The organism is Pseudoalteromonas sp. PS1M3 (genome assembly GCF_016865405.1).
In the GTDB taxonomy this organism is placed as follows: Bacteria; Pseudomonadota; Gammaproteobacteria; order Enterobacterales; family Alteromonadaceae; genus Pseudoalteromonas; species Pseudoalteromonas marina.
This window is the reverse complement of sequence record NZ_AP022624.1, coordinates 2,573,382-2,598,097: the sequence shown is the minus strand read 5'-3', so window position 1 is coordinate 2,598,097 and position 24,716 is coordinate 2,573,382. Positions and strand designations below refer to the sequence as shown.

The 24,716-nt window shown below is 39.2% G+C and carries 22 protein-coding genes and 1 tRNA gene; 17 read left to right on the top strand and 6 right to left on the bottom strand.

Features of this window, described 5'->3' with window-relative positions; genetic code table 11:
* The first annotated feature begins 12 nt into the window (after positions 1-12).
* From mazG to eno, 3 genes are all read left to right on the top strand, one after another.
* Positions 13-771: a nucleoside triphosphate pyrophosphohydrolase gene (gene mazG, locus PS1M3_RS12095; RefSeq protein ID WP_371816614.1), complete on the top strand. Its 759-nt coding sequence runs from the start codon at positions 13-15 to the stop codon at positions 769-771.
* A 151-nt stretch (positions 772-922) separates the two neighbouring features.
* Positions 923-2,557 carry a CTP synthase gene (locus tag PS1M3_RS12090; protein WP_006794157.1) on the top strand — a complete coding sequence of 545 codons (1,635 nt, stop codon included), beginning with the start codon at positions 923-925 and terminating at the stop codon, positions 2,555-2,557.
* 114 nt (positions 2,558-2,671) lie between these two features.
* Positions 2,672-3,970 (top strand): phosphopyruvate hydratase, encoded by a 1,299-nt coding sequence (gene eno / locus PS1M3_RS12085; protein ID WP_203984436.1) that lies wholly within the window; start codon positions 2,672-2,674, stop codon positions 3,968-3,970.
* Between the two features lie 200 nt (positions 3,971-4,170).
* Here eno and mutH read toward each other — a convergent pair whose 3' ends face one another.
* Entirely contained in the window at positions 4,171-4,842 is a 672-nt protein-coding gene (mutH, locus tag PS1M3_RS12080) for a DNA mismatch repair endonuclease MutH (RefSeq protein WP_008132736.1), read from the bottom strand.
* Between the two features lie 529 nt (positions 4,843-5,371).
* On the opposite strand from mutH, the gene rppH reads away from it, so the two are divergent.
* The 12 genes from rppH to PS1M3_RS12020 all read left to right on the top strand — a co-directional run bounded on the left by rppH (position 5,372) and on the right by PS1M3_RS12020 (position 15,564).
* Positions 5,372-5,890 (top strand): RNA pyrophosphohydrolase, encoded by a 519-nt coding sequence (gene rppH / locus PS1M3_RS12075; protein ID WP_006792674.1) that lies wholly within the window; start codon positions 5,372-5,374, stop codon positions 5,888-5,890.
* A gap of 30 nt (positions 5,891-5,920) precedes the next feature.
* Positions 5,921-8,185, top strand: coding sequence for a phosphoenolpyruvate--protein phosphotransferase (gene ptsP / locus PS1M3_RS12070; protein ID WP_008132734.1), 2,265 nt, complete (start codon positions 5,921-5,923; stop codon positions 8,183-8,185).
* A gap of 91 nt (positions 8,186-8,276) precedes the next feature.
* On the top strand, positions 8,277-9,086 hold the full coding sequence (locus PS1M3_RS12065; RefSeq protein WP_006792676.1) for a sulfite exporter TauE/SafE family protein: 810 nt from the start codon (positions 8,277-8,279) through the stop codon (positions 9,084-9,086).
* Positions 9,087-9,098: 12 nt separating this feature from the next.
* On the top strand, positions 9,099-9,902 hold the full coding sequence (lgt, locus tag PS1M3_RS12060; RefSeq protein WP_008132732.1) for a prolipoprotein diacylglyceryl transferase: 804 nt from the start codon (positions 9,099-9,101) through the stop codon (positions 9,900-9,902).
* A 7-nt stretch (positions 9,903-9,909) separates the two neighbouring features.
* Positions 9,910-10,761 (top strand): thymidylate synthase, encoded by an 852-nt coding sequence (locus PS1M3_RS12055; protein WP_006792678.1) that lies wholly within the window; start codon positions 9,910-9,912, stop codon positions 10,759-10,761.
* A gap of 21 nt (positions 10,762-10,782) precedes the next feature.
* Positions 10,783-11,661 (top strand): UTP--glucose-1-phosphate uridylyltransferase GalU, encoded by an 879-nt coding sequence (gene galU / locus PS1M3_RS12050; RefSeq protein WP_006792679.1) that lies wholly within the window; start codon positions 10,783-10,785, stop codon positions 11,659-11,661.
* 338 nt (positions 11,662-11,999) lie between these two features.
* Positions 12,000-12,689 (top strand): SPOR domain-containing protein, encoded by a 690-nt coding sequence (locus tag PS1M3_RS12045; RefSeq protein ID WP_008132700.1) that lies wholly within the window; start codon positions 12,000-12,002, stop codon positions 12,687-12,689.
* 77 nt (positions 12,690-12,766) lie between these two features.
* Complete coding sequence (locus PS1M3_RS12040; protein ID WP_008132699.1) at positions 12,767-13,366, top strand: SPOR domain-containing protein; 600 nt, start codon at positions 12,767-12,769, stop codon at positions 13,364-13,366.
* A 48-nt stretch (positions 13,367-13,414) separates the two neighbouring features.
* On the top strand, positions 13,415-14,008 hold the full coding sequence (locus PS1M3_RS12035) for a FlgO family outer membrane protein (protein ID WP_010555877.1): 594 nt from the start codon (positions 13,415-13,417) through the stop codon (positions 14,006-14,008).
* Positions 14,009-14,021: 13 nt separating this feature from the next.
* Positions 14,022-14,714, top strand: coding sequence for a FlgO family outer membrane protein (locus tag PS1M3_RS12030; RefSeq protein WP_006792683.1), 693 nt, complete (start codon positions 14,022-14,024; stop codon positions 14,712-14,714).
* Between the two features lie 7 nt (positions 14,715-14,721).
* Positions 14,722-15,414, top strand: coding sequence for a FlgO family outer membrane protein (locus PS1M3_RS12025; RefSeq protein WP_203984432.1), 693 nt, complete (start codon positions 14,722-14,724; stop codon positions 15,412-15,414).
* Between the two features lie 75 nt (positions 15,415-15,489).
* Positions 15,490-15,564 (top strand) — tRNA-Arg (locus PS1M3_RS12020).
* A 148-nt stretch (positions 15,565-15,712) separates the two neighbouring features.
* On the opposite strand, the gene PS1M3_RS12015 is transcribed toward PS1M3_RS12020, so the two are convergent.
* The 4 genes from PS1M3_RS12015 to PS1M3_RS12000 all read right to left on the bottom strand — a co-directional run bounded on the left by PS1M3_RS12015 (position 15,713) and on the right by PS1M3_RS12000 (position 21,017).
* Positions 15,713-16,873 (bottom strand): IS30 family transposase, encoded by a 1,161-nt coding sequence (locus PS1M3_RS12015; protein WP_203984430.1) that lies wholly within the window; start codon positions 16,871-16,873, stop codon positions 15,713-15,715.
* Between the two features lie 158 nt (positions 16,874-17,031).
* The gene (locus PS1M3_RS12010) at positions 17,032-17,418 is read right to left on the bottom strand and encodes a diacylglycerol kinase (RefSeq protein WP_024599461.1); all 387 of its coding nucleotides are present in this window, start codon (positions 17,416-17,418) and stop codon (positions 17,032-17,034) included.
* A 12-nt stretch (positions 17,419-17,430) separates the two neighbouring features.
* Positions 17,431-19,059, bottom strand: coding sequence for a phosphoethanolamine transferase (locus tag PS1M3_RS12005; RefSeq protein ID WP_024599462.1), 1,629 nt, complete (start codon positions 19,057-19,059; stop codon positions 17,431-17,433).
* Positions 19,060-19,061: 2 nt separating this feature from the next.
* Entirely contained in the window at positions 19,062-21,017 is a 1,956-nt protein-coding gene (locus tag PS1M3_RS12000) for an LTA synthase family protein (protein ID WP_203984429.1), read from the bottom strand.
* A 172-nt stretch (positions 21,018-21,189) separates the two neighbouring features.
* Between PS1M3_RS12000 and PS1M3_RS11995 the strand changes: the two genes are divergently transcribed.
* Both PS1M3_RS11995 and PS1M3_RS11990 read left to right on the top strand, forming a co-directional pair.
* A complete protein-coding gene (locus PS1M3_RS11995; protein WP_058429029.1) occupies positions 21,190-21,864 on the top strand; it encodes a response regulator transcription factor in 675 nt (224 codons plus the stop codon).
* Complete coding sequence (locus tag PS1M3_RS11990; protein WP_008127774.1) at positions 21,864-23,270, top strand: cell wall metabolism sensor histidine kinase WalK; 1,407 nt, start codon at positions 21,864-21,866, stop codon at positions 23,268-23,270. The genes PS1M3_RS11995 and PS1M3_RS11990 overlap by 1 nt, the downstream gene beginning before the upstream one ends.
* 431 nt (positions 23,271-23,701) lie before the next feature.
* Here PS1M3_RS11990 and PS1M3_RS11985 read toward each other — a convergent pair whose 3' ends face one another.
* Positions 23,702-24,634, bottom strand: a complete 933-nt coding sequence (locus tag PS1M3_RS11985; protein WP_010555880.1) for an exopolyphosphatase — start codon at positions 24,632-24,634, stop codon at positions 23,702-23,704.
* Positions 24,635-24,716: the final 82 nt, after the last annotated feature.

The window sequence follows — 24,716 nt, the reverse complement described above, 5'->3', positions numbered from 1 at the left end:
TTACTGAATATCATGCAAACATTAAGAGATCCCAATGGTGGTTGCCCTTGGGATCTCAAACAAGACTTTAAATCAATTGTGCCGCATACACTTGAAGAAGCCTACGAAGTTGCCGACTGTATAGAATCAGGTAATTTAAATGACCTTAAAAGTGAGCTTGGAGACTTACTGTTTCAAATTGTGTTTTATGCCCAATTAGCTCAAGAGCAAAGCTTGTTTGACTTTAACGACGTAATAGAACAACTAAATGCAAAATTAACACGTCGCCACCCTCATGTTTTTGGCGAGAAAAAAGCCCTCAATGATGAGCAGTTGTCAGCTCAGTGGCAAGCTATTAAAGCCCAAGAGCGAAGCGAAAAAGCAATGTCTGAAGAATCACTGTTATGGCAAGATATTCCTGCAAATATGCCAAGCCTTAGCAAGGCTAAAAAAATTCAACAGCGAGTGGCTTCAATGGGATTTGACTGGCCCACCTATCATGGCGCACTTGATAAAGTAAGCGAAGAAGTACTTGAAGTTAAAGAAGCAATAACACAAAACCCCTTGTCAGATCACACGGCAGAAGAGCTTGGCGATTTACTGTTTGCCACTGTTAATGTAGCGCGTCACGTTAAACGCGACCCAGAGCAGCTCCTCAGAAATGCAAATGATAAGTTTTCTGCCCGATTTGAAAAGGTACAGGCGTACTTGCAAGCACAAGGTAAAAGCTTAGACACGGCAAGCCTTGAAGAAATGGATAATGCATGGGAAGCAATCAAAAAACATAAATAAAATAGCGCACGTTTTTTAATCGCCCATTCGCTAATTTTAGCTGGATTGCTAAAGCATGTTTTGGTACAATTTCGCCCCGTCTTGATGATATGCCCATAGCCATTTTTTTGGGTGTTATATTCCTTTTAATTCCTGATATTCTAGGGTTCGCATGAGTACAAAATTTATCTTCGTTACTGGCGGGGTTGTTTCTTCGTTGGGTAAAGGTATTGCAGCAGCATCGTTGGCGGCTATTTTAGAAGCCCGTGGCTTAAATGTTACTATTTTAAAGCTGGATCCTTACATCAACGTTGACCCAGGCACAATGAGCCCAATTCAACACGGTGAAGTATACGTTACAGAAGACGGCGCAGAGACTGATCTTGATTTAGGTCACTACGAACGTTTTATTCGCACCAAAATGACTAGCCGAAATAACTTCACACAAGGCCGCGTATATGAAGACGTATTACGTCGCGAGCGTCGTGGTGAATACTTAGGCGCAACTATTCAGGTTATCCCTCATATCACTAACGATATTAAACAGCGCGTTTACGAAGGCGCTGAAGGCCATGACATAGCAATTGTTGAAATTGGTGGCACAGTAGGTGATATAGAATCACAACCGTTTATCGAAGCAATTCGTCAAATGGGCACAGAGATAGGTCGCGAACGCGCACTCTTTATTCACTTAACGTTAGTGCCTTTCTTAGGCCCTGCAGGCGAAGTGAAAACAAAACCAACACAGCACTCAGTTAAAGAACTTCGCTCTGTTGGTATTCAGCCAGATATTCTAATTTGTCGTTCAGACCGTAAGTTACCTAACAATGAGCGTGCAAAAATTGCATTGTTTACCAATGTAGAAGAAAAAGCGGTAATTTCATTACCCGATGTAGACAGTATTTATAAAATTCCAGCACTGTTAAAATCACAAGAACTAGACAACTTTGTATGTCGTCGTTTCCACTTAGACGCACCTGAAGCTGATTTAGTTGAGTGGGAACAAGTATTGTACCAAGAGTCTAACCCTACGGGTGAAGTAACCATTGGTATGGTTGGAAAATACATTGAATTACCCGATGCATACAAGTCGGTTAACGAAGCTTTAAAACATGCGGGCCTTAAAAACCGTTTAACTATCAACATTGAATATGTTGATTCACAAGACTTAGAAAGCAAAGGTGTAGAGCTGCTTTCTCACCTTGATGCTATTTTAGTACCAGGCGGTTTTGGTGGTCGTGGTGTTGAAGGTAAAATTTTAGCGGCTAAATACGCACGTGAAAATAAAGTGCCTTACTTAGGTATTTGTTTAGGTATGCAAGTGGCGCTTATTGAGTATGCACGTAATGTTGCAGGCTTAACCGATGCAAACTCAACAGAATTTAATGCTAAATCAGCAGCGCCTGTTGTAGGTTTAATCACTGAGTGGTTAGACGCCGAAGGTAAAGTAGAAGTTCGTGACGAGAAATCAGATCTTGGTGGCACAATGCGCTTAGGCGCTCAAAAATGTCACTTAGCACCAGGTTCTAAGGTACACGAAGTTTACGGTAGCGACGAAATTGTAGAACGTCACCGTCACCGTTATGAAGTTAATAACAACTTTGTAGACCAACTTGAAAAAGCAGGTTTAACATTCTCTGGTTTATCTGAAGATAAAAAACTAGTAGAAATTATTGAAAACAAAGATCACCCTTGGTTTATTGCCGCGCAGTTCCACCCGGAATTCACGTCAACACCACGTGATGGTCACCCGCTATTTGAAGGATTTGTAGCAGCAGCGCATATCCACCAAAAAGCGTCGTCGTAACTTATAAAAGCCGTGCATATATTGCACGGCTTTTTTGTTTTAAGACTGACTAAACTATGCAAAACATAGTAAAGTAAACAAAACTCACCATTTTGGGAATATAGAGGAAACAAGATGTCAAATATCGTAAAAGTAATTGGTCGCGAAATCATGGACTCGCGTGGTAACCCAACTGTTGAAGCTGATGTACATTTAGCTGATGGCTCATGGGGTCGTGCGGCCGCACCTTCTGGCGCATCTACTGGTACTCGCGAAGCATTAGAGTTACGTGATGGTGACAAAGCGCGTTACTTAGGTAAAGGCGTATTAAACGCGGTTGGTTACATCAATAAAGAAATTGCTGATGCGCTAGCTGGCCAAGACGCACTTAACCAAAGTGCAGTTGATAAAGTAATGCTAGATTTAGACGGCACTGAAAACAAAGAAAAATTAGGTGCAAATGCAATCTTAGCAGTATCACTAGCAACAGCTAAAGCCGCAGCTCAGTCTAAAAAAGTAGAGCTATACGAGCACATTGCTGATTTAAACGGCACACCGGGTGTTTATTCAATGCCACTTCCAATGATGAACATCATCAATGGTGGTGAACACGCAGATAACTCTGTAGATATTCAAGAATTTATGATCCAACCTGTTGGCGCTTCAAACTTCCGTGAAGGCCTACGTATGGGCGCAGAAGTTTTCCACAGCCTAGCAAAAGTACTTAAAGCAGATGGCCACTCTACAGCTGTAGGTGATGAAGGTGGCTTTGCGCCAAACCTTGAGTCTAACGAAGCAGCACTTGCAGCAATTAAAGTTGCAGTAGCAAATGCAGGTTACGAGTTAGGTAAAGATATTACGCTTGCAATGGATTGTGCTGCCTCTGAGTTTTACGACAAAGAAGCAAACATCTACGATCTTAAAGGTGAAGGCAAAAAATTCACGTCTGAAGAATTTAACTACTTCTTACAAGAGCTTACTCAGCAATACCCAATTGTTTCAATTGAAGATGGCTTAGATGAGTCTGATTGGGATGGATTTGCTCACCAAACTAAATTAATGGGCGATAAAATCCAGTTAGTAGGTGATGATTTATTCGTAACTAACACTAAGATTTTAAAACGTGGTATCGACAACGGTATTGCTAACTCAATCTTAATTAAGTTTAACCAAATCGGCTCACTAACTGAAACGTTAGCAGCTATTAAAATGGCGAAAGACGCTGGCTTTACTGTTGTTATCTCTCACCGTTCTGGTGAAACAGAAGATGCAACAATTGCTGATTTAGCAGTAGGTACTGCGGCAGGTCAAATCAAAACTGGTTCATTAAGTCGTTCTGACCGCGTAGCTAAGTACAACCAATTGCTTCGTATTGAAGAGCAATTAGGCGCTAAAGCACCGTACAACGGTTTAAAAGAAGTTAAAGGTCAGTAATTTTTTAGAAGCTGATTTTAAATTTTAAGCTATAAAATCCTCGCCATTGCGGGGATTTTTTGTTTAAGCTTTTTGAGTAACTACAACACTAATTAACAAGAATCCTCAATTAATTTGAGATACTAATATGGCGTTAATGGTGTTAAAACTTCCTAAAAAGTTTTATGGAAAATTTAAGCCTTGTTGTCGACAAGGATTAATCAAAGCAGAAATTGCTGCTTTAAAATGTCACCTGTAAAACTGGTTTTTAAGTAAAAACCACGGGGGAGGGTTTTAATTATTTGCCCGTTTGGGCCAATGGCATCGGTCACAATTTTGCTATTAGCGGCTTTTGGACGAATTTGCATTGCATCGCCTAAATGGCCTGATATTTCATCAACCCTACCAAGCGCAATAAGCTCCATTTGCTCTTCCCAGTCTCGTTGTAGTTTAGCGTCCTGCTCAGGCGTTGGTTGCCATAAAAAGCCACTGCCAATGGTTCTATTAAACGGTGCTATATCTCGCTCGCTTAAAACCGGAAGCCATAAAACGTGGTTAAGCTTTTTACGAACCGCACTAGTGTGCCATGTCATGCCCGTTACGTTTATTAGTGGCGTTACCGATACAAAGGTGGTTTCAAGAGGTTTGCCCTTATAGGAAATAGGCAGCGTTTTGAGTTCAATACCTAAATCCTCAAAGTCAGGAAGGGGTTTAGAACCCGCGGTTGCACCTAAAACGTACTCAATTAATTGACCCGTCCAGCCTTTTTCTCTTAATAAATCATCAGGGGTTTTAAAGTTATATTGCTCGGCAAGCTGTCCAAGCGTAAGGCCTGCAATACTGTTAACACGTTGAATAAGGTCATTAATTGAATGTGGTTTAGTTGGACGCATAGCACTAATTTGAGTTGAATAAATACCATGCTCATGATAGCAAATCAGCTAAGCCGTGGATATCTTTAGGGTTGTGTGTTTTTTGTTCGGTGGTTGGGTGTGTTAATTTTATACATTGTGAAAATTGCATCTAATTCGTTAAGTTGCTGACTAACTTGGCTTTTTTCTGTTGTCGAGTATTGATTGTATTGGGCGTAATAAAAGTTACAGGGATAAATACAACTATATGAACATGTTTATCCACAGAATCTGTGGAGAACAACACGTTTTCGATCTTGTATTGTGGATTTGTTTGCAAAATGAACGTGTTTTTTAAAAGTTATGCACAAACTGTGAGTAACTAGAGCAAAATAATAACTGCAATAGCTTTCATACATTTTTTTAAATCTTTTTACTCGTATCTCAGTATTTTCATCTCTGAGCTGAGTGTAAATTACACTTACCCACTGGCTCGCTTATAATAGTGTTTGCCGTATTGCGGCTAATGTGGAACAATCATTAAAAATCGACTTACAAATGAGGCACTAAGGTGATTGATGCCGAAGGTTTTCGTGCCAATGTCGGAATTGTAATTTGCAATAATCAGGGACAAGTATTTTGGGCCAGGCGCTACGGTCAGCACTCTTGGCAATTTCCCCAAGGTGGTGTTGATGATGGTGAAACACCAGAACAAACTATGTACCGTGAATTACACGAAGAGGTCGGACTGCGACCAGAAGATGTAGAAATTGTCGCAAGTTCAAAACATTGGTTACGCTATAAATTACCCAAACGATTAATTCGTCGCGACTCAAGTCCGGTGTGTATTGGGCAAAAACAAAAATGGTTTTTACTGAAACTTCGTTGTAAAGACGAAGATGTAAACTTACTTAAAACTCATCACCCAGAATTTGATGACTGGCGTTGGGTGAGCTATTGGTATCCTGTAAGGCAGGTTGTGTCGTTTAAACGGGATGTTTACCGACGTGTAATGAAGGAGTTTGCTCCTTTCGCTATGCCTTTTAATAAAAGAGAACAACATAAAGACCACTGGCGAAGTAAAAGGTAATAACATTATAGTAAAATAAAGGAGCAGGACATGCTGGCAACATTGAGGTCTATTGCTGAGTCTGTATCGCAACAAGCGAATTTAGACACTGCATTAGTGTGCTTTGTGCAAATGGTTAAAGACGCCATGAAAACCCAGTGCTGCTCTATTTATTTTGCTGATTATAGCCAAGACAATTTTGTGCTTATGGCTACCGAAGGGTTAAATCCTGATGCGGTTGGTAAGTTTAGAATTGGCTTTACAGAAGGCTTAGTAGGATTAGTTGCTCAACGCGAAGAGCCCATAAATATTGCCTTTGCTAAATCACACCCGCGCTTTAAGCTCTCTCCTGAGGTAAACGAAGAAGGCTATAATGCTTTTTTGTCGGTGCCTGTGGTACATCAAAAAAAAGTGTTAGGTGTTATTGTTGTTCAACAAAAAATGGCCCGTGTTTTCAGCCAAGATGAAGAATCATTTTTAATAACGCTTTCTGCTCAGCTTGCTTCACAATTGGCACATGCCGAAATTAAAGAAGTACTTCGCCAAGACGAGTCATCTCATCAAACATCCGTTTTAAAAGGTGTATCCAGTGCACCGGGTATAGGTATAGGTACTGCTTTTGTGCTTCTACCAAAGCTTGACTTTAAATCAATTGAGCTTCAAAAAAATAGTGATGTAACAGAGCAACGGCGGCTATTTACTCAAGCGGTGGCCGCCACACGAAAAGAATTTAACACGCTTTCGATGACGTTGAGTGACTCTATTCCTCAAGAGGCGTTAGCCGTATTTGATGTTTACCAACAGTTATTGGATGCTAAAAGTTTAGGTCACAATGTAGAGGTTCAGTTACTCGAGGGATGGTGTGCAAAAAGCGCACTTAAAATTGTGATTGAGCGTTTAATTTCGCAATTTAATGCGATGCAAGACCCATACATAAAAGAGCGTGCTGTTGATGTTAAAGACATAGGCTTACGCGTATTGCATCACTTAGTTAATACTGAACACGCAATAAAAGATTACCCCCCAAATACTATTTTGATTGCTAATACATTAACTCCCGCCATGCTTGCTGAAGTACCAAAAGGGTATTTAGCAGGGGTTGTTAGTGTTAATGGCTCTGCCAATAGTCATGCTTCTATTTTGACTCGCGCAATGGGGATCCCTGCTATTTGGGGGATAGAAGATTTACCATTACTTCAATTTGATGGTAAGCCAATGATTTTAGATGCGTTTGCAGGGCGCTTGTATATCTCACCCTCGCAGATGTTATTAGATGAGTATGCAGACTTACAACATCAAGATAACCTTTTAAATAATCGCTTTTTAGCAGAGCAAGAGTATGAGTCTATTACTTTAGATGGCGAACACGTCAGTTTATTGTTAAATGCCGGGCTAGAGCTAAAAATAGATCAAAACAACGCACATGTGTGCGACGGCGTAGGTTTATACCGCACTGAAGCGTGGTTTATGCAAAAAGGCCAGTTTCCCTCTCAGTTAGAGCAAGAGAATTGGTATCGAGAAGTGCTCACTAGTTATTACCCAAATCCCGTTGTAATGCGAACGCTCGACATTGGCGGCGATAAAGTGCTCGACTATTTTAATATAACCGAAGAAAACCCATTTTTAGGTTGGCGCGGTATACGTATTAGTCTTGATCACCCCGAGTTATTTTTGGATCAGCTCAAAGCAATGCTTAAGGCTAATATAGGTTTAGGCAATTTAAAAATAATGCTGCCGATGATCAGCGGCACTGAAGAAGTAGATGAAGCATTAGGGTTATTTGAACAAGCTTATTTTGAACTCAACGAACATTTTCCTGAGCAGCAAATAGATCGCCCCGATATTGGTATTATGCTTGAGGTGCCTTCCAGTGTGTTTATGTTGCCTGAATGGTCTAAAAAAGTAGATTTTTGTTCAGTAGGCAGTAACGATTTAACACAATATTTATTGGCAGTAGATAGAGCCAACGCGCGTGTTGCTGAGCTTTTTAATCCTTATCATCCCGGGGTGCTCAGAGTTTTAAGTAAAATAGCCAGTGAGTGTGAAAATTACGAATTACCCTTTAGTTTATGTGGTGAACTTGGTGGTGACCCAGAAGGGGCCATATTGCTAATAGCAATGGGCTACAGACGATTGAGTATGAACTTATCGTCTTTAAATAAGGTAAAATGGGTGCTTAGGCGTTTGAGCGTTGCCGACATGGAGCAGTTGTTGAGCGAGTGTTTAGCACAATCAACAGCTAAACAGGTCCTGCGTTTAACGCGCAATTTTATGTTAGAACATAATTTAGGTGACCTATTTTATACCCCAAAGTAAAAAGTACTGACTTAATTAATTTTAATACGCAGATGCTATTCGTTTTATAATCCTTTAACATATAAGCCTTCAAAAGGCATTTGAGATAACTATGTATGACTTAGGTTTGTTGGTCGCATGTTGCGCACTACTAGGCTGTATTGTTGGTTTTTTAGCAGGATTATTAGGTATTGGCGGCGGATTAATAATTGTGCCTGCACTGAGCACATTGCTGATTTTATTTAATGTTACATCTGCAGAACATGTTGTAGTTATTTCGATTGCGACCTCTTTGGCCTCTATTTTATTTACTTCTACGTCTTCAGCATTGGCTCATCATAAAAATGATAATGTGCCTTGGCATGTTGCACCTTGGGTTATGGCTGGTGTAGCAGTAGGGGCTTTAATTAGTGGCTTTGCCGCAAGCTTAATACCGGAGCAGTTACTTCGTAGTGTATTTGCAGTAAGTGTTGTATTTATTGCAGCTAGAATGGCGCTATCATCACGTAATAAACCCTCATCAACTAAGCCGCTCCCACCGGGTCCTATTTTAGGGTGTATTTCCGCTATTATGGGTGGTTTATCGGGCTTGATTGGTATTGGTGGTGGAGCGTTAATTGTGCCTATGCTCAATTACTTTTCTATTGATATAAGAAAAGCCATTGGCTGCGCTGCCGTTTCGGGCATTGTAATTGCCTTATTTGGCTCTATTGGCTACATTAGCGCGGGTTGGAAGGTGACCGACTTAGCACATGGTTTTGCAGGGTTTGTATATTTACCTGCGTTATTTGGTATTGTTATTACGTCGTGGTTTGTGGCGCCTTACGGGGCTAAAGCAACTCATTATTTACCTGTTAATACAATAAAGAAAGTTTTTGCGGTACTGCTTGTTGTTATCGCAATTAAAATGGTTTTTAGCTAAAGGTTTATTTTTATGGCACTTGAGTTTCCTCAAATCGATCCAATTATTTTTTCGATTGGACCACTGAGCGTACGTTGGTACGGATTGATGTATTTAATTGGTTTTGCATTTGCGATGTGGTTTGCAAATCGTCAAGCGGCAAAGCCTAATTCTGGCTGGACCAAAGAGCAGGTAAGTGATCTATTATTTTATGGCATGTTAGGGGTCATACTTGGTGGTCGTATTGGCTATGTATTGTTTTACCAATTTAGCTATTTTTTAGAAAACCCACTTTACTTATTCCGCATTGATCAGGGCGGTATGTCGTTCCATGGAGGTACGCTGGGCGTAATTACAGCCGTTGCTATTTTTTCTTGGACACGCAAAAAATCACTGCTACAAGTTGGCGATTTTGTAGCGCCACTGGTGCCAGTGGGGTTATTAGCAGGGCGTATAGGTAATTTTATAAATGGTGAGTTATGGGGGCGTGTATCAGACGTACCTTGGGCTATGGTATTTCCAACCGGCGGGCCGCTTGCTCGCCACCCTTCGCAGTTATACGAAGCCTTTTTTGAAGGGCTCGTTTTATTCTTAATTATGCTATGGTTTATTAAAAAGCCACGCCCTGCGGGCAGTGTTGGCGGTGTATTTTTATTAGGTTACGGTGTGTTTAGGTTTGGTATTGAATACTTCCGCCAACCAGACGCACAACTAGGCTTATTTGCCGACTTTATCTCTATGGGACAAATACTGTCACTGCCTATGATTATAGGTGGTTTAGGTTTATTAATTTGGGCTTATAAAAACCCGCAGCAAGTAACAGCAGCAAAGGCATAATAAAAGCATGAAACAATATTTAAAATTATGTCAGCGTATCGTTGACGAAGGTCAATGGGTAGAAAACAAACGCACAGGCACACGTTGCTTAACCGTTATAAACGCCGATTTAGAATATGATGTAGCAAACAATCAGTTCCCGATGATCACAACGCGTAAAAGTTACTATAAAGCGGCCATTGCAGAGTTACTTGGCTATTTACGAGGCTACGATAGCGCAGAACAATTTCGTGAAATTGGCTGTAAAACATGGGATGCTAATGCCAACGATAACCAAGCTTGGCTTAATAACCCAAATCGTAAAGGTGAAGACGATATGGGGCGCGTTTACGGCGTCCAAGGCCGCGGCTGGCAACGCCCTGATGGCTCAACACTCGATCAGTTAGCTAAAGTAATTAACAATTTAAAAAATGGTATTGATGATCGTGGTGAAATAATCACGTTTTATAACCCAGGTGAATTTGAACTAGGTTGTTTAAGACCTTGCATGCACACGCATACGTTTTCACTATTAGGTGACACGCTTTACCTAACATCTTATCAGCGCAGCTGCGATGTGCCGTTGGGGCTAAATTTTAATCAAATTCAATGTTTTGTATTGCTTGCATTGGTCGCTCAGATTACCGGCCACAAACCGGGTAAGGCGTATCATAAAATAGCTAACGCTCATATTTACGAAAATCAGCTCGAATTAATGCGCGACGTCCAGCTCAAGCGCGAACCATTTGAATCGCCTACACTTACAATTAATCCAAATATAAAGTCACTTGAAGACATAGAAACGTGGGTTACCCGGGACGATTTTGAAGTAACTGGCTATCAATGCCATGACGCAATTCAATATCCATTTTCAGTATAATAACCGATTAAGGAAAACAACATGAAAGCAGTGATCCCAGTAGCGGGACTTGGTACGCGCATGCTACCAGCCACAAAAGCAATCCCTAAAGAGATGCTTCCTGTCGTAGACCGACCTTTAATACAATACGTAGTAAACGAAGCGGTTGCCGCAGGCATAAAAGAAATAGTACTTGTCACGCACTCAAGTAAAAACTCTATCGAAAACCACTTTGATACCAGCTTTGAGTTAGAAGCAACGCTTGAAAAGCGTGTTAAGCGGCAATTGCTTGCCGAAGTGCAAGCTATATGCCCTAAAGACGTAACAATAATTCACGTTCGCCAAGGCGAAGCAAAAGGGCTAGGCCATGCTATTAATTGCGCCGCGCCAATTATTGGTAACGAACCGTTTGTCGTTATTTTACCCGATGTGATTATAGACGACGTTGAAAGCGATCTTAAAAAAGACAACCTTGCAGAGATGATCGCTCACTTTGAACAAACTAAGCACAGCCAAATTATGGTAGAGCCTGTACCAATGCAGGAAGTAGATAAGTTTGGTGTGGTGGACTTAGGTGGCACCGAAATAGCACAGGGTGAAAGCTCACCAATTGTTAGCATGGTAGAAAAACCACCGGTTGACGAGGCACCTTCAAACCTAGCAGTAGTTGGGCGTTACGTGTTAAGTGAAAATATTTGGCCGCTACTTGCAAAAACGCCGCAAGGTGCTGGCGATGAAATTCAGCTGACCGATGCTATTGCCATGCTTATGCAAAGCGAAAAAGTGGATGCTTACGCAATGAAAGGCCGAAGCCACGATTGTGGTAGTAAAATTGGTTATTTAAAAGCAACCATTGAGTTTGCACTTCGTCGTGACGAATTTGCCGATGAGTTAAAAACGTTTATTAAAACACTTGTATAACCGTTTACATTTAATCAGCAAAAAGCGCCTAATTAGGCGCTTTTTTTATTGGTTTTTGCATAACTTGTTTTTTTAATGTAAAAATTAGAATAGTTTTGATTACTTTACAGACATAATGTAATTTATGTTGTAATGTTTAGTTTAAGTGGCATTAAAATTGTATTGAAAAGTGTTCTCATGGAGGAGTCAAAAATACATAAGCTTATTGAATTAAATACGCTTATTTATGTAAAGGGCTAGGGTGTGGCTCGAAAATTAAAGTAAGGTTAAACGCTTTGTAAAGAGGATGTTTAACTGAAATGTAAGTGTGATTACACTGCTTTCAGGACAGCGATTAAATGTTAACTAATAACAAAAAAATAACAGGATTACTTTTAAGCCTGCTGATACTGCTATTTGGTACAGCATGCTCTATTACGCCTGAAGCTAAATTAGTGCAAGCACCAGAAACACAAACTAATTCGCCTGAGTATGTACCTATTACTGCATTAGAGCTGGCTCAGTTAAAAGATGCAGCATTGCAATGGCAGCAAGCCAGAGCGGGTATAGAGCGTATTTTAAAGCTAGAAAAAGAAATTACCTACCTTGTTAATCACATAGATATTATTAACAGTAAGGCAATAGCCCAATCTAATCAGCCTACAAATAGCTCGTACAGCACGCGCACAATTCACAATCAGCAAGCTGCTCGTTCGCGTAGCCAAAGCGTTAATCAATACAGAAATAAAAAGCAGACAGTTAAACTTAATACACCTAGACATATTTTTGCTCTGCAAGTGGCATCGGTTGACTCAGAAAAAGACATCGCAAAAGCGTGGAAAGAGCTAAACACCAAAGCTGCCCCCTTATTCAGAAAAAAAATACTGACCAATGTTGAAACCGCAAAAATTAACAAAAAAACGTTTTACAGGCTTAAGTTAGGTTCGTACCAAAATCTAAAAAATGCCAAAGCAGACTGCGAAGTATTTAAAGTGTATAAGCTTGACTGCATAGTGAGTAACTACACAGATAAGCCTGTAAAGCTGTAGTTAAAATAGAAACTTGCTAAAAATTTTTTTATCCATAAAATACCTGACCATAATCAAAAGGGTGGTAGGTAAAAAGTATGGTTATTAAAAAGGAATTTATAAACACTTTATTTTGTATTGGGGTTTTGCTCGTTATAACAGGGTGTACTTCATATAAAAAAGCGCCACCGAGTTCAACAACACCAAACACTGTCCTTATTTCAAGCGAGGATTTAAAAGCGCTCAAACAGTCTGCAAATGAGTGGAAAACAGTTGAGCCTAAAGTTAACGATCTGCTTGAGCTAGAAGGGCAGCTATCAAAGCTGACTACTCGTTTAAAAGCCATTGACGAAACCAATACGGCTGGAACAAACAACGCTCAAACAACCACTCCAAAAGAAAGTATTTTAAAAAGCGACCAGGCATTTTTCGCTATTCAAGTAGCAGCATTTAACAGTAAAACTAAATTAAACACGGCACTGGCTAATTTAAAACGTAAAGTACCGACGTTTTTTGATACTAATTTAGCTGTTAATGTTGAAACTAAAGTAATAAAAACCAATACGTTTTATCGTTTAAAGTTAGGCGCATATAAAACAAATAAACAAGCAACAACCGCTTGCGAAGCATTAAAACAGCAAAAAATTAATTGTTTTGTTACCTATTATACGCAGGAAAAACCACAACCAACCCTCTAGGCATAATAATTGCTTAGTCTCTTGTATGATCACAAGAGGATGGCAACTATGCGCCTTTTACTACCCTTATTATTAATTAACTTGGCCGCGTGCAGTTTAATTCCTGAACCCGAGCCAAGTATAAGCACATATGCCCCAAAAGCAGCGATGGCACCTTATACAGTAAGTGACTATGTACACAACTTAACTGTGCAATTAAGTCATTTAAAAGGTCCATTAAGCAATAATACTCGCATAGGTGTGAGTAGTTTTTACTTTGCAGATGCGCTCGACACTAAGCTAATGACGCAGCAAGCGTCGGGCTTAAGCCAACAAATACAAGAAAGTATATTAACCAAAATGACGCAAATGGGTTATCACACGGTCGAATATCGCTTAGCAAATAACCTACACTTATCTCATAATGCCGACAGCGCGCTGACCCGTAATTTAGAACAGTTACGAGAGCGCCAAAATATTGACCTTATAATCACCGGCACCGTGACACGTCAACAGCATGCATACATTGTAAATGCGCGCATGGTAAACATTAGCAATAAGCAAGTTTTATCTGCTGGCAGTACCGAGATCCCAATCAATGTAATGTGGGGAAATGAAAAAATTCAGCAGCGCGATGGCTCACTCTATCGCAGTGAATATTAACGAGGAGTACACAATGAGAAACTTATTAATCACGCTATGTTTGCCACTAGGTTTTGGTTGTTCACAAATTATGAACACCCCTAGTGCCGACCCAGCTGTTGAGCAAAGTAACCAAGGAGCGCAACTGGCAACAAGCCAACGCAAAGTGAGTGCTCCAGTTAATCACGATAACATGTTTCAGTCGGGGTTAGCTCAGCAAACTAACTACACAAAATCGACGCCGCCAATGCATAAAAACATAAACCACTATGTGCGCGGAATAATGCAAGACATGGTCGAAAACTTACAATACGTAAATGATAAAACACCACTAGCGGTATCAAGTTTTGTATTTTTAGACGACGATTACAGTAATGGTAGCTTATTAGGAAATCAAATTGCTGAAAGCTTTATGCATGAGCTTCACAATTTTGGTGTACCGGTCATTGATTTTAAAACCACCGATTATGTGCGTGTAACACAAACCGGCGACTTTGTTTTTAGCCGAGACTATCTTGAATTAGACCCAGAGCAAAACTTTCAATACGTACTGGCAGGCACGCTAGTAAGTCACCAAGGCGGAGTTTTAGTCAATGCACGAATTGTTGGCTTAACAAGTAAAGCGGTTGTTGGTTCGGCGCAAGGGTTTTTACCGCAATCAGTTATTGATGCGTTAAATGGTAATTACCGTACCGATGGTATTATGCTAAAACAAGCGAGTGAGTGAGGTGAGTATGCGCTTTACACTAAACACCAATTTACGGACATTATCACTAGCTGGGTTAGTCGTTGCTCTATCTGGTTGCTCGCTAATGCATCACCATGAGCATGATTCAAATTCGCACACAACAACGCAAGCAAGTACCAGCTATGTATTAAATGGCAGTTACGATACTCAAACACACAACCAAACTGTGCAACCAAACAATGATTACGATGCGTCAAAACCCTTTAAGCCAGTAAAGCACCATAAAACGCTCGTTAATTACGTAGAGCAAGTGGCTTTAGACTTAGTTGACACGCTAGAGTACGACACAGAATCCGATACACAGGTTAATATTGCTGTTAGTACATTGGTAAATTTTGACTCGTCACTCAATAAAAGTAACCAGTTAGGTAACCAAATATCCGAAACATTAATCCATCAATTACAAAAGTTTGGTTACAGTGTGGTTGATTTTAAAACCACCAGCACAATAGACGTAAACAGACGCGGTGATTTTGTGTTTTCACGAAATATCAAAAAGCTGAGTGAAGATCATATGGCAAGTCATATACTCGCGGGCACCTTAATCTACAGGCAAAACGGTATTGTAATTAATACACGCATTATAAATGTCCACACCAAGCAAATAGTGGCCAGCAGCCGAGAGTTTATACCGCAATACGTACTAAGCAAAGAAGATATATATTTATCAAGTAATTAACTCAAATTCCACTTGATTTAAAACTTGATATAAAAAACCAGATGCCGTTATAATTTAACCCTAGCACACCGCTGTGGCCTCTTAGTTAAATGGATATAACGGCCCCCTCCTAAGGGGCAGTTGCAGGTTCGATTCCTGCAGGGGCTACCAATAAAATCAATGAGTTACGATGTCCTCTTCATTTCTTTTAGTTTCTGTGTAGCACATATGTAGCATCGTAAATTGAAATATAAAGAATTTAGCGCTGTCCTTTTATTAAAATAGCCAAATTACATTCAGGCTGCTTTGTGCTGTGAGTTCAACCACTCGATGCAACACACTGATTAAATCGCTCCGCAGGTGTTTCGTATTCTAGTGTTTTCCGCGGTCTCTCATTAAGTTGTCTGGCAACTTGGTTTAATCTTATCTGAGAATGCTCATTTAAGTTAGTTCCTTTTGGAAAATATTGTCTTAATAACCTATTTGTATTTTCATTGGAGCCGCGTTGCCAAGGTGATTGTGGATCGCAGAAATATACTTGAATATCTGTAGCTAGAGTAAAGTCTTTATGATTAGTAAGCTCACATCCTCTGTCCCAAGTTAATGATTTATAAAGCTCTGCTGGCAACTTATTAGCTTGTTTAATCAACGCTTCGATTACTTGCTTTGTTTTATTACTAGGTACTTTCACTAACATTACATACCTAGAGTGCCGCTCAACTAGAGTCGCGATAAAACTGTTTCCTGAGCCTTGGATCAAGTCTCCCTCCCAGTGGCCTGGAACAGCTCTGTCTTCAACATTTGATGGCCTTTCACTAATTGGTACAGCGTCAACTATCTTTCCTAACCCTTTACCTTTAAGAGTGGCGTGTTTTGATTTCCTGACTACCCGCTGCGTCCTTAAGTGTTTTTGTAGCTCTTTTTTTAAGGCGCCGCGGGTTTGTATATATAGGGTTTTATATATTGTTTCGTGCGACACATTCAAATCCTCATTATTGGGGTATCTCCGCCTAAGCCAACCAGAGATTTGCTGAGGTGACCATGCAGATTCTATCTTTTGAGCAATGATTAAACATAATTCTTTGTTGCCATACAGCTTACAAGGCTTAGGGCGTTTGGCATTTTCCCAGGCAACTTTGTCAGCTTTACTCGCTCGATATTTTTTAATCCCGCCGTGGCGGTTTACTTCACGGCAAATAGTGGAAGGTGAGCGATTAAGGTATCTCGCTATTTCTCGAAGTGACTTACTTGCTGCTAACCCTCGTGAAATGTCTTCTCGCTCTGCAAGAGTTAGTGTTGTTGGTGAGCGTTTGGGCTCAAGCGGCCGAACACCACCTGTTTTATGGATAATACCTAATATAGATGAATGGTATCGATCAAATAACCTTGCTATATCATGCGCACTATCACCGCGCTGATATCGATCCCAAATTAACCTTCTTTGTTCTGCATTATAATAAATACGCTTTCTCTGTTTCATGTAAACGCTCCTTTAAATAATAATAAGGATAGCGTTGCATTCACCAGTTGAACTCACAGCCAATAGCGGACATTAAAGCGTTACTCGTTTCTGCCCCAAAACGAGTTTAGGCGACGGTCGCAAATGAGCGATAAGCGATCATTGAGATTGGATAAATTTTAAAAATAACCAATATAGCTTATAAATACAGAAATCCAGACGAATGAACTTATCAATAGCGCAATTAATACTGCTGCGGAGCCTAAATCTTTAGCGAGACCTGACAATGGATGAATCTCTAAGCCAACTCTGTCTATTGTTGCTTCTATTGCTGTATTAACAACCTCTGCGAATATCACAAATAAAACAGAGATTAGTAGCATGACCTTTTCGTAAATACCTATCTGCCAAATCGAAATAATAATTAGCGATAAAGCGAGTAAAAAAAGCTCTTGTTTAAAAGCAGCTTCATTTTTAGCAAGCCATTTAAATGCACGCTGTGAATTTTTAAAAGCTAAAACTACTCGATTAATACCTGACGGCTTATTTGCACTATCAAATTGCATTGGAAACTCTCTTTATAGACTTAGGGCCTTACAGGCGTTAAAAATATCGTATTCAGGTTGGTATTGACTGCTGCTTACTTGAGTTAAGCCAAGTAAAGTGTCAAAAATATTGTCGTGTGAAAATACTTTTGAGCGTTGTAACTCAATACAATGATTAAATTTAGAGTTAGCGAGTTTATTACTCCAAAAAATCATTGGAATATGGGTTTGCTCGCTTGGTGCTAATGCATATGGAAACCCGTGAAGGTATAAACCTTTCTCACCAAGTGACTCACCGTGATCTGACACATATAGGAGTGACTTCTTTGTTTCGTTACTTGCTTGTAATACTTTTATCAACTGGCTTAACACCTTATCTGTGTATGCGATAGTATTATCATATGTGTTTGTTAGTTCAGTTGTACTACAGTTCTGAATATCGCTTCGAGAGCAATCAGGTTTAAACAAACTTTCGTGTTCAGGATAACGACGATAATAAGTTGGTCCATGTGAACCTATCATATGTAGAACAACCAATTTATGTTTAGCGTTACTAGTCGCTATCTTGTCTGCTAGTTTCGTAACTAATATTTCATCAAAACAGTAATGACCATCACATAACGGATGTTCTTTATTCGGCTCAATGTTGTCTGATTTGATGCGAGCACACACTCCTTTACAGCTGCTGTTATTATCAATCCATGTTACTTCAACACCACTACGCTGAATAATGTCTAGAGCATTTTCTTGACTACTAGCAAGCCGAGAATCATATTCTTTGCGGTTCAGTCGTGAAAACATACAGGGGACTGAAATAGCCGTTGCCGTTCCACACGATGAAACATCACTAAAATACTTTACGCCTAACTTGGGAGTATAAGTATTCGTTGCTCTACTATAGCCTTGTAGTGAAAAGTTAGCCGCCCGAGCTGTTTCCCCGACAACCATTACAGTTAGCGAGGTGCTCGTTTTATTTTTTAAAGTGGGCAAGTTATCGAGTACCTTGAAAGGTAATGGTGGATAAAAGTAATTATCCCTCAGGTATTTATAACTTGCTGTATAGAATGCAAACGGGGTGATATAACTTGTTAGCTGTCGGTTGTTGCGGCCAACAGAAGCGTACTCTTTATAAAAGGGTACAGCGATTAAGGCACAACAGAGCAAAGCTGATAGATTTAGCTTCGTAAAACTTTTTAAACGAACTCTAAAACTCCCAATAATTGTGAACTTGGAAAATAAGTAAGTAGGTACAATCCCCAATAAAAAAATAAATAACACAAGCTGAAAGTTCAAGTATGAAAATGCTTCACCTGAATTTGTTTCAACAATATTTTGTAACATGCTCTTGTCAAAAATAACGCCATAATTAAGTGTTGAATAAAACAACAATGAGCAAACTAAAACACTAAATAGAAGTATAGCTTTAACAAAAGTAATTAAAGACAACCAACTTAAAACTAAAACAGTCAATGAGAAAAGCAATAAAGGGACCGACGCGATAAAAAGCCAATTTATATGCCCTGACTGTGTTGCAGCCATAAAAGTATTGTATAAAAACAAGCCATTAAATGCGATAACGATATACATTGAAACTAAGCAAACAAATTGGCTGTAACTTACTTGCCAAGACGAAATACAAAATCTTTTAAAAGCAATTTTCATAGTTATTCCTTATCACTACTTTTATCAGCTAAACGATAAAGCTGCTCGGTGTAAGCTAAGTTGCTAAATAACACATGAGCTAGTGCTTTTTCAGCCAACGTTTGATCAACGTTTAGCTGTTCATTTTTTTCTTGTATTTTGGTTTGTTTGTTATAGCGCCAATAGCTGGTTTGTTGATTTGGCATTAGGATGACAGCGCGATCATTTTCTAGGTATGCAAAATTGTCGTAGTACTGCATCATTGCGCGTTCAACTGGATAACTTTTAGTCAGATCAAAGCCCAGCATAGGGGTTGCTTGGTCAATTCCTAAAAGTGACATCAAAGTAACAGGTAGATCAATTTGACTAACGAGTCTTGGATCGCGTTTACTTTTCATATCGCTGTTTAAAATAACAGCTGGTATATGAAAAGACTTCAAAGGGACAGGTTCAGAGCCAAAAACACGCACATCATGGTCTGCTACAACCAAAAATACGGTGTTTTCCCAGTACGACCGTGTTTTTGCTTTATTTATAAATTTACCTAGTGCGTAATCGGCATACTTAATTGCAAGATCACGCTTATAGTTTTCAGGGTTATGTCCTTTGGGTAGCGATACTTTGCCTTGTGGTATATCAAACGGATCGTGATTACTAGAAGTAAATACAAGACTAAAAAATGGCTCTGTCGAATTACTTAATTTAGTCAGTTCTTTATCTGCTTGATTGAATAAGTCCTCATCACTTACCCCCCAAGAGGAGATAAATTGGGGATTATCAATATGGTTGATGTCAACAATATCGTTAAACCCGTTTCCTAGAAAAAAGCTTTTCATATTGTCAAAATGGCTTTCACCGCCGTAGATAAACTGTGTTTTGTAACCTTCTTGACTGAATACATCCGCTAGTGAAAAAAAGTTATGCTGCGATTTAGATAGTTTAACTACTGAGCGAGATGGTGATGGTGTAAAACCTGTAGTAATTGCTTCAATACCTCTTACGGAGCGCGTGCCCGTAGCATAAAGGTTGTCAAACCCCCACCCTTGTTGATATAGCTTATCAAGTTCGGGCGTAATATCTAACCCACCAAGTTCTCCAACAAATCGGGCACCTAAACTTTCCTCAAGTATTATAACTAAGTTTTTTTTAACACCAGACACAAAAGGCTTGTTGTGCGCCAAGGTTGGAATATTTCCAACGACAAACTGTTTTCGATAAGAAGCCTTTTTGACCGTATCTATAATTTGTTGACGAAGCATTGTGCCATACAAATTACTGGCACTTTTTTCGTTACCCATGTTTTTCAGCGCAAACGCAACACTGTAAGTGGAGTTAAGAACAAGTGAGTTTACTAGTGAATCTTGAGAAAAATAGACTAATGCAGGGTTAAGCGGTCGGTGATTTAATGTACCTCTAGCAGCAAATAAGCAGATTATTAAAGCAGCCATTAGAATGGGTAAATTGGATGCTTTTTTCAGTGACGGTGGTTGTGTGAATGCTCTGCATAAAAGGCGATAGCTATAAACGCTTGTTAACGAGGCCAAAAGCAATGTACTTAACATTGCAAAAAGATGGCCATGCACTAACATTGAGAAGACTTCTTGTGGGTAATCAAGGTATTCAATATATAATCGGTTAGGCCTTACATCATATTGATTGATGAATGCAGGTGTTGATGCTTCAACAATAACAATTACAGTTACAACGCAGCTACCGTAAAGTGTAAAAATACGCTGGAAAAGCTCTGTTTTAGGGCGTGCAACTACATGTAGTATCAGTATAAAAACCCCAATAGTTGCTAAGTATCCAATGCTACTTAAGTCTATTCTGATTGCTCCTGATATGATCGGCCAAATATCACCATCATTTAATCTTGAATGTTGCCAAAACAATAAAGCAATGCGGGAAGTTATAAAGATTGATATCAATATAATAGTAAAACGCAACAAGGGTTTTAAAACGGAAGTATTTGCTGTCATAGTTGTGCTCGATCTTAATAATTGCAGCAATACTAAAAACCGAAACTTAAGAAATCCTGAGTCTAAACTTAATATTGGCTAAACTATGGAAACTTAAGCAAGTCTTAAGTAAAACTTAAGCTATATGGCGTAACCTAATGATGAAGATGCATTTCAGGTGAATGAGTAACACATGAAGTTATTAATAATTGAAGATTCAGCGTCACTAAGGCGTAGTTTACGAATTGGCTTAGCAAATCTAGGCTTTGCGGTTGATGACACCGGTGATGGTGCACAAGGGCTGAGTATGGCGATGACAGGTGAGTATGAGCTTATAATACTTGATATTATGTTACCGAGTATCGATGGTATTACTTTATTGCAAACCATAAGAACCAAACAGCTTGATTCTAAAGTCTTAATTTTGTCAGCTAAGCAAGAACCTGAAGACCGTGTTTTAGGGCTTTTAACTGGAGCGGATGATTACCTTACTAAACCCTTTTCATTTGATGAGCTCCACGCTCGACTATTAAATTTAATGCGCCGTGGTGGATTGAAGATGATGAGCGATATCATAACTATTGATAATTTAGCACTGAATTTACAGTTAAAACTGCTAAAAGTGGCTGACAATGTTATTGACTTAACACCCAACGAGTACAAAATTGTCGAATGTTTATTTAGCAATCAAAATAAAGTGTTTAGTGCTGAGAAGCTAAGTACCTACCTTGCAGGGCAATATGATTTGATATCAAAGAACTCGATTGAAGCTCATTTATCATCTGCTCGCAAAAAAGTAAGAGTTGCAGGAGGGGAGCTGCCAATTCAGACCAAGCGTGGTTTTGGTTACATTGTACAAGGACAATAATGAAATCTATTCGCAGTAAATTAGTTGTTACACTCTCGGTAACTATAACAGGCTTTGTTTTATGCATTTTGTTAGCAACCGACATTGCTGTTGATAGTTGGATAGACAATGAGTTTGATCGCAGCCTGCAATCCAAAGCAGGTATGTTAATGACCTTAGTACATAAAACTGATGAAGGTTTTTCGTTTAGTTTTTCTAGTGAGTTTATGCCCGAGTTCGCAGGGGAAATAGAGCCTGAGTACTTTCAAGTATGGAGCAAAGAAGGCACTTTCACTCGCTCCAAAAGTTTAGATTTATTTGAGGTTAAAAACTTACCATATGAAAGCTTAGAAATTGGCGAATCAAAAATACGCCCTTTACAATTACCTGATGGCCGAGATGGTCGAGTGTTTTATAGTCGTTTTATACCACAAGGAAAAGACAATACATCAGTAGACACATATAAAAAAACAAATGATGAGCCACTGACTTTAGCTTATGCAGCGTCTTCTGAGGAAGTTGATTTTGTACTTTGGTTGATTGACGTTATTTTTATAGTCACCACAATTACAGTTATTGTATTTATTCGATTATTTGTCAGGAAGGCGATAGATACATCACTTGCGCCATTAATTAAACTCAACCAAGATATCAGTCAGTTAAGTATTACCAGTGAAGGCTCACAGATATTTATACAAGAGCCAGTTAAAGAGCTCTTGCCTATTGTTGAAAGCTTAAATGCTTTTATTAAAGAGAATAGACAACTTTACCTAAGGGAAAAGCGACTTACATCCGATATTGCCCATGAAATAAAAACGCCCATTGCCGAACTTATAAATATGGCAGAAGTTGCTATCAGGTTTCCAAATGAGATTGAGCTCAATGAGGATTTTAAGCCTGAAGCGTTGAAAATAAGTTTACGGCTAAAAAATATCGTGTCGAACTTATTGCTATTACATAAATACAGTAATGGTAAGCTAATCAAACAAGATGCTTGTGATTTAAATCAAGTCATTACCAGAGTCTTAGAAAACACTGATTTATCGCGTGTAAATTTGGAGTTGAATGAGAATGCACCAGCAATTATAAGCAACTTGTTTGCCCTCGAATCAATTATTAGCAATTTAGTTAACAACGCTAAACAATACAGCCCACTAAATTCAAAAATTTTAGTTTCGACAATGATTTCAAAAGAAAAACTTTTATTTTTGTCAGTTACTAACTCCCTTATTGAACCTTTGAGTGATAATGATATAGACCAATTATTTGACCCTTTATGGCAAAAAGACACTTCAAGAACATCGAATGATAACTTTGGATTGGGGTTATCAATCGCTAAAACGCTTAGTAAAGCAATTGATGCGCAATTAAGTGCAGAAGTTAGTGACAGAAAAATCACATTCTCTTTAGCCTTAAACACTGATTAGTTTATTTAGCCCTACATAGAAATAAAGGCTGGGGAATGCAATTATGTGATGAGGCTCCTAAATACTTAATTGTACTGGTAGCTATCAAACAATCAACTCCGTTTCTGCGGCTTAGCAGGGTGTTGTTATCACTATACATTTTACAGATCCGTCCTTCGGCTCTAACTCGTTTTTGTCCAAAAATGAGTTTGATCGACCGTCTGCTTCTCGCTCCAAGCCGAACTTCCTCAAAGTGCCATGAGCAGACATTAAAACTTTTGACTGATTACTTCTCTCTCAAACTTGCCCTTAAAAACCTAAGATATCAATAACTATTGAGTTGAAGCATTAGCAAAACAGTTTTTTATAGCTAAAAATTTATAACTACACATAAAAAAGCGAGTAAATGAAAATTTACTCGCTTTTTTATTTTGATATTTAATCGTTAGTAATTAACCATCATTAGTAATTTTATCGATCAGCTCAGTGAGTACTGTGTCGGCTTGGCTGGTCTCTACTTGGCAGGTGCCTGCATTTAAGTGGCCGCCGCCGCCGTATTTAAGGCATAACTCACCTACGTTTGTGTTTGAGCTGCGGTTAGTAATTGACTTACCAATTGCATACACTACGTTTTGCTTTTTAAGCCCCCACATTTTATGAATTGAAATATTGCAGTCGGGGTACATGGCGTAAATTACAAAGCGGTTGGTGGCGTAAATGGTTTCTTCTTGAGTTAGATCTAATACCACTAGGTTTTTATGCACTGTTGCACACTGTGTTATTTGTGCTTTTGCTTTTTCGTTGTGCTCATTATAAAGCGCAACTCGCTCTGCAACATCTTCCATTTGCAAAATGTCGTCGATGCTTTGATCTTTACATGCATCAATGAGCTTCATCATTAACTGGTAGTTTGAAATTTTGAATTCGCGAAAGCGGCCTAGGCCTGTGCGGGCATCCATTATAAAGTTCATTAACACCCAGTCGGTTGGATTGAGTATTTCATCTTTAGAAAACTGAGCTGCGTCGCCTTTATCTACAGCGTCCATCATATCTACTGAAATATTAGGAAATTTTTCGGCGCCGCCGTAGTAGTCGTAAACGACTCGCGCAGCTGAAGGCGCTTTAGGGTCAATTATGTGATTTTTAATGTCGCTTGCGTTTCGAACGGTTTCACTTAAGTGGTGGTCAAATGCTATGTGACAACCCGCTACGTAGGGAAGGTTAGTGGTAATATCGTTAGCGGTGATGTCTATTTTTCCATCTTGCATGTCTTTTGGGTGTACAAACAAAATGTCATCAATTAGATCTAAATCTTTTAGTAGTACAGCACATACAAGGCCATCAAAATCGCTACGAGTGACTAGTCTAAATTTATTATTGGGCATAGCTATTCCATCTTTTTAATTAAATTACGTATTGAGTGTAACAGCTAAACTATTTTTTGAGATACCAGTGCTTAAAAATTAT

Bases quoted from the DNA above. Each gene is read 5' to 3' on its own strand.
- PS1M3_RS12010 (WP_024599461.1), bottom strand. From the start codon at position 17,418: ATGCAATTTGATAGTGCAAATAAGCCGTCAGGTATTAATCGAGTAGTT.
- eno (WP_203984436.1), top strand. From the start codon at position 2,672: ATGTCAAATATCGTAAAAGTAATTGGTCGCGAAATCATGGACTCGCGT.
- PS1M3_RS11985 (WP_010555880.1), bottom strand. From the start codon at position 24,634: ATGCCCAATAATAAATTTAGACTAGTCACTCGTAGCGATTTTGATGGC.
- galU (WP_006792679.1), top strand. From the start codon at position 10,783: ATGAAAGCAGTGATCCCAGTAGCGGGACTTGGTACGCGCATGCTACCA.
- PS1M3_RS12090 (WP_006794157.1), top strand. From the start codon at position 923: ATGAGTACAAAATTTATCTTCGTTACTGGCGGGGTTGTTTCTTCGTTG.
- PS1M3_RS12045 (WP_008132700.1), top strand. From the start codon at position 12,000: ATGTTAACTAATAACAAAAAAATAACAGGATTACTTTTAAGCCTGCTG.
- PS1M3_RS11995 (WP_058429029.1), top strand. From the start codon at position 21,190: ATGAAGTTATTAATAATTGAAGATTCAGCGTCACTAAGGCGTAGTTTA.
- ptsP (WP_008132734.1), top strand. From the start codon at position 5,921: ATGCTGGCAACATTGAGGTCTATTGCTGAGTCTGTATCGCAACAAGCG.
- PS1M3_RS12055 (WP_006792678.1), top strand. From the start codon at position 9,910: ATGAAACAATATTTAAAATTATGTCAGCGTATCGTTGACGAAGGTCAA.
- PS1M3_RS12035 (WP_010555877.1), top strand. From the start codon at position 13,415: ATGCGCCTTTTACTACCCTTATTATTAATTAACTTGGCCGCGTGCAGT.
- PS1M3_RS12030 (WP_006792683.1), top strand. From the start codon at position 14,022: ATGAGAAACTTATTAATCACGCTATGTTTGCCACTAGGTTTTGGTTGT.
- PS1M3_RS12025 (WP_203984432.1), top strand. From the start codon at position 14,722: ATGCGCTTTACACTAAACACCAATTTACGGACATTATCACTAGCTGGG.
- mazG (WP_371816614.1), top strand. From the start codon at position 13: ATGCAAACATTAAGAGATCCCAATGGTGGTTGCCCTTGGGATCTCAAA.
- lgt (WP_008132732.1), top strand. From the start codon at position 9,099: ATGGCACTTGAGTTTCCTCAAATCGATCCAATTATTTTTTCGATTGGA.
- PS1M3_RS11990 (WP_008127774.1), top strand. From the start codon at position 21,864: ATGAAATCTATTCGCAGTAAATTAGTTGTTACACTCTCGGTAACTATA.
- mutH (WP_008132736.1), bottom strand. From the start codon at position 4,842: ATGCGTCCAACTAAACCACATTCAATTAATGACCTTATTCAACGTGTT.
- PS1M3_RS12000 (WP_203984429.1), bottom strand. From the start codon at position 21,017: ATGACAGCAAATACTTCCGTTTTAAAACCCTTGTTGCGTTTTACTATT.
- PS1M3_RS12065 (WP_006792676.1), top strand. From the start codon at position 8,277: ATGTATGACTTAGGTTTGTTGGTCGCATGTTGCGCACTACTAGGCTGT.
- PS1M3_RS12015 (WP_203984430.1), bottom strand. From the start codon at position 16,873: ATGAAACAGAGAAAGCGTATTTATTATAATGCAGAACAAAGAAGGTTA.
- PS1M3_RS12040 (WP_008132699.1), top strand. From the start codon at position 12,767: ATGGTTATTAAAAAGGAATTTATAAACACTTTATTTTGTATTGGGGTT.
- PS1M3_RS12005 (WP_024599462.1), bottom strand. From the start codon at position 19,059: ATGAAAATTGCTTTTAAAAGATTTTGTATTTCGTCTTGGCAAGTAAGT.